Below are 12,952 nucleotides of genomic sequence, written 5' to 3'. Positions count from 1 at the left end.
CCGCGGGTGGCACGGAAGAGGGCGGCCTGCGGAGGGCAGGGCGCAGTGATGCCCCCTCCCCAGGGCAATCGGGGAAGGGGCCCCGCTCTTGCCTTGGGAAGGGGGCATCACGGAGCCCGGTACCCCCAGAACGACGGAATTACGTGACGGGACCCGTCCACTTCTCGCCCGGCCCCTTGCCAATGGGGTCCTGGATCGTCGACGCCTCGCGGAACGCGAGTTGCAGGGAGCGTAGGCCGTCGCGCAGCGAGCGCGCGTGCATGTCGCTGATCTCGGGGGCGCCGGCGGTGATGAGTCCGGCCAGGGCGTTGATGAGCTTGCGGGCTTCGTCGAGGTCGAGCTGCTGGCCCGGGTCGTCGGCCAGGCCGGTCTTGACGGCGGCAGCGCTCATGAGGTGGACGGCGGCCGTGGTGATGACCTCGACGGCAGGGACGTCGGCGATGTCGCGGGTGGCGGAGGACGCCGCGCGCTCCTGTTCCTCCCAGCGGGCCAGACGCTCGTCTCCTGCTCCGTGGCGGTGCGCGGAGTGGTCTTCGGTGGGCATGTCGGGGGGAATCGTGGTCACGGGGTTCTCTCTGCTAGACTATGGCGGGCTTCGGAGTGTTTCACTCCGTACGAAAGAGGATCACATCCCACCCGCGCTTGCCGCTCCAGGCTACCGGGTTCCCGCACTCCGCTCCGTGTTCCACGGGGTTGCCTGGGTGCAGAAGCCGGTGCCGAAAGCACCGTGCCGGGTGGCGTGTCTCTCCTCTTCGCCCGCGATTCCGACGGATCGCGGCGGCCACCACCCGTATGAAAGAGGAGTTCCGCATCAGCGATCCCCGCACCAACGAGCGCATCCGAGTCCCGGAGGTCCGTCTCGTCGGACCCAACGGCGAGCAGGTCGGCATCGTCCGAATCGAAGCTGCGCTGCGCCTGGCCCAGGAAGCGGACCTCGACTTGGTCGAGGTTGCGCCGAGCTCGAAGCCGCCCGTGGTCAAGATCATGGATTACGGCAAGTTCAAGTACGAGGCCGCTCAGAAGGCCAAGGAAACGCGTCGTAACCAGGCGAACACCGTGCTCAAAGAGGTGCGGTTCCGTCTGAAGATCGAGGCTCACGACTACATCACCAAGCTCAAGCGCGCCGAGGGCTTCCTCCAGGCGGGCGACAAGGTGAAGGCCATGATCCTGTTCCGCGGTCGCGAGCAGTCGCGTCCCGAGCAGGGTGTCCGTCTGCTCCGCAAGTTCGCCGAAGACGTCGCCGAGTTCGGCACCGTCGAGTCGAACCCCACGATCGACGGCCGCAACATGGTGATGGTGGTGGCTCCTCACAAGAACAAGTCCGAGGTCAAGACCGAGCAGAACGCGCAGCGCACGGCGAACCGTGAAGCCGCGCGAAGTGCCGCTCGAGGCGATTCGGCACCCACAGACGAAGCTGCCCCGGCGTCCGCCGAGTAAAGCTCCCCGACTCCCGCTCCGCCGGGAACCCCAACGAAGGAAGACAGATGCCGAAGCAGAAGACCCACTCGGGCGCCAAGAAGCGCTTCAAGCTCACCGGTAGCGGCAAGCTCATGAAGCAGCAGGCCGGCATGCGCCACAACCTCGAGGGCAAGGCCTCCAAGCGCACCCGTCGCCTGAACCAGGAGCAGGTCCTGGCCAAGGGTGACTCCAAGGTCGCCAAGAAGCTCCTCGGCCTCTGAGCGCCGACGCACGTTAGGAAAGAACAGAAATGGCTAGAGTCAAGCGGGCAGTAAACGCCCACAAGAAGCGTCGCGTCATCCTCGAGCGCGCGTCCGGTTACCGCGGTCAGCGTTCGCGCCTGTACCGCAAGGCCAAGGAGCAGGTCACCCACTCCCTGGTCTACGCGTACCGTGACCGTCGCAAGCGCAAGGGCGACTTCCGTCGTCTGTGGATCCAGCGCATCAACGCCGCATCGCGCGCCAACGGCATGACGTACAACCGCTTCATCCAGGGCCTCGGCCTCGCGGGTGTGCAGGTCGACCGTCGCATGCTCGCCGAGCTCGCGGTCAACGAGCCGGCCGTGTTCGCCTCGCTCGTCGCCACGGCGAAGGCTGCGCTGCCCAGCGACGTCAACGCCGCGAAGACCGCGTAAGACACGCCTTCCACGAAACGGGCGTCCTCTTCGGAGGGCGCCCGTTTCGCTGTTCCTGCGCGGCCTCCCGGTTCGCATGCCGTCGGCGTCATACACTGAGTCCGTGCTCGAGAACCCCCGTTCGCCGCGGGTGCGCGCCGTGGCCAAGCTCAGCAAGCGCGCCGCCCGTCAAGAGACCGGTCTCTTCCTGCTCGAGGGTCCGCAGGCCGCCCGTGAGGCGCTCGAATGGGCGCCCGACACGGTGCTCGAGCTGTACGCGACGCCCACGGCGCTCGAGAAGCACGCCGATGTTCGCGAGCTGGCCGAGCGCGCCGACGTCGACCTGCAGTACACGACCGAGGCGGTCCTCGACGCGATGGCCGACACCGTCACCCCGCAGGGCATCGTCGCGGTGGCGCGTCAGGCGCCGACGGCGCTGAAAGACCTGCTGGCGGGCCGCCCGCGTCTGATCGCGATCTGCGAGGAGGTCCGCGATCCGGGCAACCTCGGCACGATCATCCGGGCCGCCGATGCGGCGGGGGCGGATGCCGTGATCCTCACCGGCCGCACGGTCGACCCCTACAATCCGAAGGTCGTGCGCTCGACGACCGGCTCGCTCTTCCACGTGCCGATCGCCGTCGATCTCGAGTTGGCCGACGTCGTGGAGCGCGTGCACGAGGCCGGACTCCGCGTGGTCGCGGCCGACGTCGACGGCGCGGATTTCCTGGCGTCTCGCGAGCTCCTCGCGGAGCCGACGGCGTGGTTGTTCGGCAACGAGGCGCGCGGCCTCGACGAGACGGCGCTGGCTCACGCCGACCTCTCGCTGCGCCTGCCGATCTACGGTCGGGCGGAGTCGCTGAACCTCGCCACGGCGGCCAGCGTGTGCCTGTACGAGACCGCTTTCGCGCAGCGCGCAGGTTGAGGCGGCTGTTACAGAACGGTTAAGGCGTGCGCGGGAATGTGGTCGGCCACCCTTCCCCCTCATAGGGTGAACACATGGCATCCGTACCCCCGGCGAGCTCCGAGCCCCTGGTCGTCGTCTCCGACGTGCAGAAGCACTACGGGCAGTTCCAGGCCCTGAAAGACATCGACCTCACCGTCGACCGCGGCGAAGTCGTCGTGGTCATCGGTCCTTCCGGTTCGGGCAAGTCGACCTTGTGCCGCACCATCAACCGTCTCGAGACCATCACGAGCGGCTCGATCACCATCGACGGCAAGGAGCTTCCCAAAGAGGGGAAGGGCCTGGCCGAACTGCGTGCCGATGTCGGCATGGTGTTCCAGTCGTTCAACCTCTTCGCGCACCTGACGATCCTCGAGAACGTCACGCTCGGCCCCATCAAGGTTCGCAAGATGAAGAAGGCGGATGCCGAGAAGGAGGCCCGGGCGCTCCTGGAGCGCGTAGGCGTCGGGCATCAGGCCGACAAGCTGCCCGCCCAGCTCTCGGGTGGTCAGCAGCAGCGCGTGGCGATCGCCCGGGCGCTCGCGATGAAGCCCAAGGTCATGCTCTTCGACGAGCCGACCTCCGCGCTCGACCCCGAGATGATCAACGAGGTGCTCGACGTGATGGTCGGCCTCGCCAGCGAGGGCATGACGATGATCGTCGTCACCCACGAGATGGGCTTCGCCCGCAAGGCCGCGAACCGCGTGGTGTTCATGGCCGACGGGCAAATCGTCGAGCAGGCGACCCCCGAGAAATTCTTCACCCAACCCGAGTCGGATCGCGCGAAGGACTTCCTCTCGAAGCTCATCACGCACTGACGCGTTCCTCATGACGGCGTCGAACGAGGAGGTTCTTCCGCCGAAAGCCGATCGACCGTTCCCCCGGTCCCTTTCGCGCGCCGTCACCCCAGACCTTTCATCCGCACAGCACACGTAACCAAGGAGACATCACATGCGTAAGACACGTTTTCTCGCCGGCGCGAGCATCATCGCCGCCGGCCTTCTGGCTCTGACGGCCTGCAACAGCGGCACCCCGGGCGCAGCACCCGGTGACGGTGCCTCCGACGGCGGCAGCGACGCACCGGTGTACGGCGCGGTCGCCACCGACGTCACGATCGAGAACAGCCCCACCTTCACCAAGATCGAGTCGGCCGGCAAGGTCGTCGTCGGTGTGAAGGAAGACCAGCCCGGCCTCGGCTACCTCGACCCGGTGACGGGCGAGCGCAAGGGCTTCGACGTCGACGTCGCGCGTTGGATCGCCGCATCGCTCGGTTTCGACCCGGCGGACGAGTCGAAGGTGGAGTACAAGGCCATTGCCTCGGCCAACCGCGAGCAGGCCCTCATCAACGGTGACATCGACTACTACGTCGGCACCTACTCGATCACCGACAAGCGCAAAGAGCAGATCTCCTTCGCCGGCCCCTACTTCCTCACCGGTCAGGGCCTGCTGGTCGCCGCCGATGACGACACGATCACCGGCAAGGACTCGCTCACGGCCGAGACCACCGTGTGCTCGGTGACGGGTTCGACGCCGATCCAGCGCATCCGCGAGCAGACTCCCGCGAAGGTCGTCGAGTTCGACACCTACTCGCAGTGCGTCGAGAAGCTCAAGAACGGCGAGGTCGACGCGGTGACCACCGACGAGGCGATCCTCCTCGGCTACGCCGCTCAGGACCCCGACAACCTCAAGATCGCGGGCGAGCCCTTCAGCGAGGAGCGCTACGGCGTCGGCATCGCCAAGGGCGACACCGCTTTCCAGGAGTTCGTGAACACGATGTTCACCGACGGAGGATCCACCTGGGAGGCCATCTTCGAGAAGAACCTCGGCGCCTCGGGCGTCAAGGGCGAGCAGCCGGCGGTCGACCCCGTCAGCTGAGCACCCGTGCGGGCGGCGCATGCGCGCCGCCCGCACTCCCGAGCTCCACGCGACAGACCCGCGACAGAACGGACCGCTTCCGGTGAATCAGATCTTCGACTACCCCGACCTGTGGGGACAGGCGCTGTGGGGGACCGTCGTGCTCTTCGTGGGCGGCGGACTCATCGCCCTCGTGCTCGGCTTCGTCGTCGCGGCGATGCGGGTGTCTCCCGTCCCCATCGCGCGTGCTGTCGGCGCGGTCTACGTCAACTGGATCCGCAACACCCCGCTGACGCTCGTGCTCTTCTTCTTCGCGTTCTGCGTGCCGTTGCTCGTCGACGTGCCCCGCGGCAGCTTCCTGCTGCTGGCCGTGTGCGGGCTCGGCGTCTACACGGCCACCTACGTGGCCGAGACCATCCGCTCCGGCATCAACACCGTCCCGGTCGGTCAGGCCGAAGCGGCCCGTGCCCTCGGCCTCGGATTCGGGCAGGTCATGTCGTTGATCGTCCTGCCCCAGGCCACCCGCTCGGTCATCCCCCCGATGATGAGCGTCTTCATCGCCCTGCTCAAGAACACCACCGTCGCCGCAGGCTTCTCGGTGGTCAACCTCGGCAACATCCGCGCCACCATGAGCGAGAACGGCGAGAACCAGCTCGTCACGATCCTGCTGGTGATGGTCGTGTTCGTCATCCTCGTGCTCCTGCTGGCCGCTCTCCAGAACGCCGCCGAGAAGAAGTGGAAGGTCGTCCGATGAGCTCCTCCGTCCTGTACGACGTGCCGGGCCCGCGGGCGCAGCTGCGCAACCGCATCATCGGCGCCGCCACCCTGCTGCTCGTCGCCGCCGTGATCGGCTTCGTGATCTGGCGGTTCATCGACACCGGGCAGTTCTCCGCCGCGAAGTGGAACGTCTTCACCTACTCGGCCATCTGGGAGCGCTTCGGCCAGGCGACGCTCGCGACGCTGGCGGCGTTCGCCGTCGCCGCGGTCGGGGCGCTGATCCTCGGTTTCGTGTTGGCCATCGGGCGCATGTCCGACCACCGCTGGGTGCGGCTGCCCGTCGGCTGGGTGGTCGAGATCCTCCGCGCCGTCCCCGTGCTCGTCTTCATGCTGCTGCTGTACTACGGTCTGCCGGTCATCGGCATCAAGATGTCGTCGTACTGGGCCGTCGTCATCGCGCTGATCCTCTACAACGGCTCCGTGCTGTCGGAGGTCATCCGCGCCGGCGTCGAGTCGCTGCCCCGCGGTCAGAGTGAGGCCGGTTACGCGGTGGGTCTGCGCAAGGCGGGCGTCATGCGCCTGATCCTGCTGCCGCAGGCGATCCGTGCCATGCTCCCCGTGATCATCGCGCAGTTGGTGGTCACCCTGAAGGACACCGCGCTCGGCTTCATCATCACCTACCCCGAGCTGTTGTACTTCGCCCGACTCCTCGGCTCGAACGGCGAGTACGGCTCTCCGCTGATCCCCGCCGCGATGATCGCCAGCGTGATCTACGTCGCGATGTGCCTCGCCCTGTCGTTCGCCGCTCACCGCGTCGAGGTCGGCCTGCGCCGTTCGCCGAAGGCGGGCAACGTCGTCCCCGCGGAGCCGGCGGGGCAGACCGGCACCGACACCGAGCTCATCGTGGCCCAGCGCGGTCTCGGCAGGAACGGTCCCGGCTCGGCGTCCTGACCGCCGAGCCGAGCGTCGGAATCACCGACGGGCGGGGGAGTGTCCCCGCCCGTCGGTAGACTCTCATCTCGTGTCCGACGCACCCGAGATCACCCCCGAGGCCGTCGCCTCCGCGGTCGATGAGGCCCTTGCCGCCATCGCCGCCGCCGCGACCACCGCCGAGCTGAAGTCCGCCCGTTCCGCGCACACGGGGGAGCAGTCCTCCCTCGCCCAGCTGAACGCCCAGATGCGCAACGTCGCCCCCGAGCACAAGGCCTCTTTCGGCAAGCTCGTCGGGCAGGCCCGTGGGCAGGTGAACCAGGCTCTCGCCGCTCGCGAGGCGGAGCTGGCGGCCGCCGAGACCGCGGCCCAGCTCGAGGCCGAGCGCATCGACGTGACGGCGCTCCCGCAGCGCGCTCGCGTCGGGGCACGGCATCCGATCACCCTCCTGCAAGAGCAGGTGTCCGACATCTTCGTCGGCATGGGCTGGGAGATCGCGGAGGGGCCGGAGCTCGAGCACGAGTGGTTCAACTTCGACGCGCTCAACTTCGACGTCGACCACCCCGCACGGCAGATGCAGGACACCTTCTTCGTCGATCCCGTCGCGCGCCACCTCGTGCTCCGCACGCACACGAGCCCCGTGCAGGTGCGGTCGATGCTCGAGCGCGACCTGCCGATCTACGTGCTGTGCCCGGGCCGGGTGTACCGCACCGACGAGTTCGACGCCACGCACCTGCCGGTGTTCACGCAGTTCGAAGGACTCGTCGTCGACAAGGGCATCACCATGGCCCATCTCAAGGGCACCCTCGACCACGCCGCGCGCGTGCTGTTCGGGCCCGAGGCGAAGACGCGCTTCCGCGCCAACTTCTTCCCGTTCACCGAGCCGAGCGCCGAGCTCGACCTCTGGCATCCGACCTTCAAGGGCGGCGCCCGATGGATCGAGTGGGGTGGCTGCGGCATGGTGAACCCCAACGTGCTGCGGGCCGCGGGCATCGACCCCGAGGAGTACTCGGGCTTCGCCTTCGGCATGGGCATCGAGCGCACGCTCATGTTCCGCAGCGACGTGCAAGACATGCGCGACATGGCCGAGGGCGATGTCCGCTTCAGCGAGCAGTTCGGAATGGTGGTCTGATGCGCGTCCCGCTCTCCTGGTTGCGCGAGTACGTCGACGTCGCGGCCGAGGCCACGCCCGAAGACGTCCTGGCGGCCCTCGTCTCCGTCGGCTTCGAAGAAGAGGACGTGCACCGCTTCGAGCTGTCCGGCCCCATCGTCGTCGGGCAGGTGATCGAGTTCACCCCCGAGCCGCAGTCCAACGGCAAGACCATCCGCTGGTGCCAGGTCGACGTCGGCCCTTCGACAGGCTCAGGGACCGGTGAAAGGGACATCCGCGGCATCGTCTGCGGTGCGGGCAACTTCTTCGAGGGCGACAAGGTCGTGGTGACCCTGCCCGGCTCGGTTCTGCCCGGACCGTTCCCGATCGCCGCGCGCAAGACCTACGGTCATGTGTCCGACGGCATGATCGCCTCGGCGAAGGAGCTGGGCCTCGGTAGCGAGCACAGCGGCATCCTGCGACTGGTCGAGCTGGGCATCGACGCTCCCGTCGGAACCGACGCGATCGCGCTGCTGGGCCTCGACGACATCGCCGTCGAGATCAACGTCACCCCCGACCGCGGCTACGCCCTCTCGCTGCGCGGCGTCGCCCGCGAGTACTCGCACGCCACGGGCGCGGCCTTCCGCGATCCGGGTGCCGGCCACGACGCGGCCGTCGCCCGCACGCCGGAGGGCTTCCCTATCGCCGTCGACGACGGCGCTCCCATCCGCGGACGCCAGGGTGCAAGCCAGTTCGTGGCGCGGATCGTGCGCGACGTCGACCCCTCGCGACCGACGCCTCCGTGGATGATCACGCGGCTGTCGCTCGCCGGCATCCGTTCGCTCGGGGTGCTCATCGACATCACCAACTACGTGATGCTCGAGTTGGGCCAGCCGATCCACGGGTACGACCTCGACCGACTGCAGGGCGGCATCACCGTGCGCCGCGCGGCGCAGGGCGAGAAGCTCGAGACGCTCGACGGCCAGGTGCGCACGCTCCACGCCGAAGACCTGCTCATCACCGACGAGTCGGGCCCGATCGGCCTCGCGGGTGTCATGGGCGGCGGCCCCACCGAGATGAGCGACGCCACGCGCAACGTGCTCATCGAGGCGGCGACGTTCGACCAGGTCTCGATCGCGCGCACCGCCCGCCGGCACAAGTTGCCGTCCGAGGCCTCGCGCCGCTTCGAGCGCGGTGTCGACCCGCTCGTGGCCCACGTCGCGGCCGAGCGCGTCGCGTCGTTGATGGTCGAGCTCGCCGGCGGAACCCTCGACACCGAGCTGGGCGGATCCCTCCCGTCGACCTACCGTCGTGACCCGATCACGCTGCCGGCCGGATTCGTTCCGGGCCTCATCGGCGTCGCGTACACCGACGACGAGATCGTGCGCGCCCTGCGCCTGATCGGCGGCACGGTCGAGGAGCGCGAGGGCGGCTGGGCGGTCATCGCACCGTCATGGCGCCCCGACCTCACCGACAAGTGGACGCTGGCCGAGGAGGTCGCGCGTATCGAGGGGTACGACCGCATCCCCTCGGTGCTGCCGACTCCGCCGTCGGGCCGCGGCCTCACCTCCGCGCAGCAGGGACGCCGCCGCGTCGCCAACGCGCTCGCCTCGGCCGGATTCGTCGAGACGCCCTCGTTCCCCTTCACGACCGAGGAGCAGAACGCTCTGCACGGCTCGCCCTCGGGCGACTCCCTGCCCAGCGTCAAGCTCGCGAACCCGCTCGACGGCCTCGCCCCGTTCCTGCGCCGCTCGCTCGTGCCGGCCCTGCTGCAGGTGGCGCATCGCAACGTGTCGCGCGGCATCGTCGACCTCGCGCTCTTCGAGACCGGGACCGTCTTCCTGCCCAAGCCGGGCGTGCAGTACGGCACGCCGTCGGTGCCGCCCTTGGCGGTGCGTCCGGATGCCGCGACCCTGGCCGCCCTCGACGCGTCGATCCCGCCGCAGCGTCGGCACGTGGCCGTTCTGCTGACCGGTCACACGGTCGCGAAGCAGCCGGGTCAGCCCGCGGTCGTCGCGGACCTCGCGGATGCCGTGGACGCCGTGCGCGTGCTGACCGCCGCCGCCGGGCTCGACATCGAGCTCGTGCAGGCCCAGCGCGCCGCTCTGCACCCGGGCCGCACGGCGCGGGTGCTCGCCTCGGGACACGACATCGGCTACGTCGGCGAGCTGCTGCCCGCGGTGTCGGCTGCGGCCGACCTGCCCGGGCGAGTGCTCGTGGCCGAGCTCGACCTCGACGCGATGATCGAGCTCGCGCAGTCGCGCGTCGTCGCGGCATCCCTCTCGGGTTTCCCCGCCGCCACGCAGGATGTCTCGCTCACGGTTCCGATCGACGTCGCCGCCGGTGACGTGCGCGCGGCGCTGCTCGAGGGTGGGACTCCGCTGATCGAGGGCGCTCGCCTGGTCGACGACTATCGCGGCCAGGGACTCGCCGAGGGGACGAAGAGCCTCACGTTCGCGCTGCGGTTCCGCGCCGACGACCGCACCCTCACCGCAGCCGAGGCCACCGAGGCCAAGCTCGCCGGTGTCGCGGTGGCCGCCGACCGGTTCGGCGCGGCCATCCGCGACTGAGCACCATCACGACCAGGGGCGCCGCCGGCTCATGCCGCGCGGCGCTCCGGCGTTTCGGGGGTCAGCTCATCGCCCCCTTCGCGGACGCTCTCGCGGGCCGCAGCGATGGCCCGACGCCCGCGCGTGACGAGCATGCCGACCACGGCGCGCACCCGCAACCACGACGCGTCGCGCACGAGCAGCAGGTCGAGTGCGATCATCGCGAGCGAGAACGGCCAGAGTCCGAGCAGCAGGCCGATGCCGAAGTGCGTGAGCGAGAGGCCCGCGACCGCGACGTAGCGCGACGGCTTCCACAGCAGCGCCACCGGGAACGTGAGCTGCACGAAGAGAGCGAACCACGTGCCGACCATGATGAACGGGGTCACCTGCCACACCGCTTCGCTCAGGGCGGGAAGCACCTGGAACTCGGTGAGCGAGAGGGCGTAGTAGAGGGCGGTCCCGGAGATCCATTCCTCACCCTGCAGCTTGAGGATCGACGACACGAGGTACACGAGCAGGATCTGGTAGCAGCACAGGATCAGCGCGGTGTTGTGCAGCAGCGGCGAAAGCCACTCGGGCACGCGACGTCGGAGCGCGTCGAATCGTCCGGCCCGCTCGCCGCGCCTGCGTCGTAGCCAGGCGTCGACGGAGAAGTGCCGGCTGAGGTCGGCGAACAGCGCGAACACCAGCACGATCCGCATGAGGGTGTCGCCGCCGTTGGTCAGCAGCGTCGTGTTGGCCGAGAGGCCGACCCAGAACAAGAGCAGCACGGGCGTCACCCAACGGGTCTTGAAGCCCACGAGGAACAGCAGCGCCAGGGCAATGAGCGCGAAGTACGCCAGGTCGAAAAGTAGCGGATCGTCCTTCGCGAAGATGAGTCGGAAGGGCTCCCACCACCCGCGGCGACGCGCCTCAGGTTCCACCCACCACGATCCCGCCCCCCACAGGTAGTGCCGGTCGGCGAAGCTCGGCAGCAGCACGAGCAGCATCGCCACCGCGAAGATGATCCGCAGCAGCGAGAAGCCAATCGTCGCGTGCTTCGCCGACGTCAGCCAGTCCTGGAAGCCGGTCCACAGCTGCACGGGGGAGAGGCGCTGTCGCCACCCCTGACGTCGGGTGAATTGGATGGTCATCGCCGCTCCTCGCCGGTGTAGCGCGTCTGCACGTCGGCGAAGATGCCGCGCACCGATGGGTCGTCGGCCTGCTCGGCCGCACGCCATCCGAAAGTGAGATCGTTCAGGTCGAACTGACGCTCGTCGTCGAAACGGTGGAGGAACTCATTCGGGCGGTCGAACTGCGCTCGCCACCGCACCCTCTCCACGTCGCGCCCGAAGTACGCCTCGGTGAACGCGGTGGAGAAACGGTTCAGCATGTAGTCGTACCGCACGAACGGAACGGACGACCCTTCGCCGCTGTCGCCGAGACCGTCGAGTTCGGCGCGCAGCTCGGCATCCGGGATCGCGGTGAAACCGCCGTCGGAGGAGCGTTCGATGAACGAGTCCTGCACCCGTTGCTGCTGGGCGGGGGTGAGTTCGTCGTAGCGCTCGAGGTAGGTGCTCAGCGCGTTTATGCTGTTCTTCGAGATGCGCGACGGGGTCGGGATGCCGCGCACCGCGGCGAGCTCCATGTCGGTGACGTCGATCCAGTCGCTCGCCTGCAGGTCGCCGTTGTCATCGCGCCACTGCGCCTGCACCTGCAGAGCACTGTTGACGCGGAGGATGTTCGGCGCGAACACGTCCCACCGCTGCGAGAAGTACGGCGCGAAACCGTCGCTCACCATCGCCCGCGCGGGCGATGGGGGAGCGGTGAACGTCGCACTCACGAACACGTACGCCCCCACGACCGCGACGGCAGCCACCGTCGCGATCGCGGGCGCGAGAGGCCCCCGCTCCGCCGGAGCAGAGCGGGGGGCGGGGGCCGGCCGCGTGGTGCGACCGGCCCCTGTCTTCTTCGTGGTCATGTCAGCCGCTCAGCGAGCCGTCGACAGGACCATCGGTGCCGGCTGCTCCCGGCGAACCGTCCCGGCGATGCGGCGAGGCCGATCGCGAGCTGCGTCGGGCCTCACCCCGCGGGGCGGGTGATCCCTCCGCGGTGCGCGGGCCCGCCGCGGTTGCACTCATCGTGGTGGTCGAGGTCGCCGTGGAGGGGCGGTCGACGATCGACGGTGCGGGCGAGACGGGCGGTGCGGTTCGGGCGACGGATGCCGCGGATGCCGAGGCCACGGCAGGACGCGTGCTGCGGCGACGAGCCGCCATCAGACCGAATCCGACCAGGAGCATCGCACCGGCCAGGAGCGAGAACGTCGTGGCGCTGCTGCCGGTGTCGGAGCCGGTCACGGCCAGCTGCGAACCTGTGCGGGGAGCGGCGTAGCCCGCCGGGGTGCCCGAGCGATCCGAGGAGTCGGTCGAGTCGGTGGCGTCGTGCGAGTCGGTGGCGTCACGGGAGTCCGTGGCGTCGTGCGAGTCGGTGGAGTCCTTCGAGTCGGTGGAGTCCTTCGAGTCGGTCGAGTCCTTGGAGTCAGCGGAGTCCTTGGAGTCGGTCATGTCCTTGGAGTCGGTGGCGTCGTGCGAGTCCTTGGAGTCGGTCGAGTCCTTGGCGTCGGTGGCGTCGTGCGAGTCCTTGGAGTCGGTCGAGTCCTTGGCGTCGGTGGCGTCGTGCGAGTCCTTGGAGTCGGTCATGTCCTTGGCGTCGGTGGCGTCGTGCGAGTCCTTGGCGTCGGTCGAGTCCTTGGCGTCGGTGGCGTCGTGCGAGTCCTTGGAGTCGGTGGCGTCGTGCGAGTCCTTGGAGTCGGTCGAGTCCTT

14 protein-coding genes are annotated in these 12,952 nt (G+C 68.8%); 10 read left to right on the top strand and 4 right to left on the bottom strand.

Annotation, left to right across the window (positions count from 1 at the left end):
• Nucleotides 1-139 precede the first annotated feature (139 nt).
• A complete protein-coding gene (locus RWH43_RS00070; RefSeq protein WP_144831722.1) occupies nt 140-544 on the bottom strand; it encodes a DUF1844 domain-containing protein in 405 nt (134 codons plus the stop codon).
• Nucleotides 545-792: 248 nt separating this feature from the next.
• On the opposite strand from RWH43_RS00070, the gene infC reads away from it, so the two are divergent.
• The 10 genes from infC to pheT all read left to right on the top strand — a co-directional run bounded on the left by infC (nt 793) and on the right by pheT (nt 10,172).
• Nucleotides 793-1,437: a translation initiation factor IF-3 gene (gene infC / locus RWH43_RS00065; protein ID WP_144782047.1), complete on the top strand. Its 645-nt coding sequence runs from the start codon at nt 793-795 to the stop codon at nt 1,435-1,437.
• Between the two features lie 47 nt (nt 1,438-1,484).
• The gene (rpmI, locus tag RWH43_RS00060) at nt 1,485-1,679 is read left to right on the top strand and encodes a 50S ribosomal protein L35 (protein WP_013583375.1); all 195 of its coding nucleotides are present in this window, start codon (nt 1,485-1,487) and stop codon (nt 1,677-1,679) included.
• 29 nt (nt 1,680-1,708) lie between these two features.
• Nucleotides 1,709-2,092, top strand: coding sequence for a 50S ribosomal protein L20 (gene rplT / locus RWH43_RS00055; RefSeq protein ID WP_144828243.1), 384 nt, complete (start codon nt 1,709-1,711; stop codon nt 2,090-2,092).
• A 103-nt stretch (nt 2,093-2,195) separates the two neighbouring features.
• Complete coding sequence (locus RWH43_RS00050; protein WP_144828240.1) at nt 2,196-2,993, top strand: TrmH family RNA methyltransferase; 798 nt, start codon at nt 2,196-2,198, stop codon at nt 2,991-2,993.
• A 74-nt stretch (nt 2,994-3,067) separates the two neighbouring features.
• Nucleotides 3,068-3,829: an amino acid ABC transporter ATP-binding protein gene (locus tag RWH43_RS00045; protein WP_144828237.1), complete on the top strand. Its 762-nt coding sequence runs from the start codon at nt 3,068-3,070 to the stop codon at nt 3,827-3,829.
• A gap of 133 nt (nt 3,830-3,962) precedes the next feature.
• Nucleotides 3,963-4,886 carry a glutamate ABC transporter substrate-binding protein gene (locus tag RWH43_RS00040; RefSeq protein WP_144828234.1) on the top strand — a complete coding sequence of 308 codons (924 nt, stop codon included), beginning with the start codon at nt 3,963-3,965 and terminating at the stop codon, nt 4,884-4,886.
• A gap of 82 nt (nt 4,887-4,968) precedes the next feature.
• Complete coding sequence (locus tag RWH43_RS00035; protein WP_144828231.1) at nt 4,969-5,619, top strand: amino acid ABC transporter permease; 651 nt, start codon at nt 4,969-4,971, stop codon at nt 5,617-5,619.
• Complete coding sequence (locus RWH43_RS00030) at nt 5,616-6,533, top strand: amino acid ABC transporter permease (protein WP_316000346.1); 918 nt, start codon at nt 5,616-5,618, stop codon at nt 6,531-6,533. The genes RWH43_RS00035 and RWH43_RS00030 overlap by 4 nt, the downstream gene beginning before the upstream one ends.
• 70 nt (nt 6,534-6,603) lie before the next feature.
• Entirely contained in the window at nt 6,604-7,644 is a 1,041-nt protein-coding gene (pheS, locus tag RWH43_RS00025; RefSeq protein WP_144828224.1) for a phenylalanine--tRNA ligase subunit alpha, read from the top strand.
• Entirely contained in the window at nt 7,644-10,172 is a 2,529-nt protein-coding gene (gene pheT / locus RWH43_RS00020) for a phenylalanine--tRNA ligase subunit beta (protein ID WP_316000345.1), read from the top strand. Before pheS ends, pheT begins: the two co-directional genes overlap by 1 nt.
• A 29-nt stretch (nt 10,173-10,201) precedes the next feature.
• Here the strand turns inward: pheT and RWH43_RS00015 are convergent, their stop codons facing one another.
• The 3 genes from RWH43_RS00015 to RWH43_RS00005 form a co-directional block, all read right to left on the bottom strand.
• Complete coding sequence (locus RWH43_RS00015; RefSeq protein ID WP_316000344.1) at nt 10,202-11,284, bottom strand: HTTM domain-containing protein; 1,083 nt, start codon at nt 11,282-11,284, stop codon at nt 10,202-10,204.
• Complete coding sequence (locus RWH43_RS00010) at nt 11,281-12,111, bottom strand: DUF5819 family protein (protein ID WP_316000343.1); 831 nt, start codon at nt 12,109-12,111, stop codon at nt 11,281-11,283. Before RWH43_RS00010 ends, RWH43_RS00015 begins: the two co-directional genes overlap by 4 nt.
• Before the next feature lies 1 nt (nt 12,112).
• On the bottom strand, nt 12,113-12,952 hold an 840-nt coding region (locus RWH43_RS00005), incomplete at its 5' end, for an LPXTG cell wall anchor domain-containing protein (RefSeq protein ID WP_316000342.1).

Origin of the sequence: Microbacterium algihabitans (genome assembly GCF_032464975.1) — a bacterium.
In the GTDB taxonomy this organism is placed as follows: Bacteria; Actinomycetota; Actinomycetes; order Actinomycetales; family Microbacteriaceae; genus Microbacterium; species Microbacterium algihabitans.
This window is presented reverse-complemented; position numbering and strand designations above follow the sequence as displayed.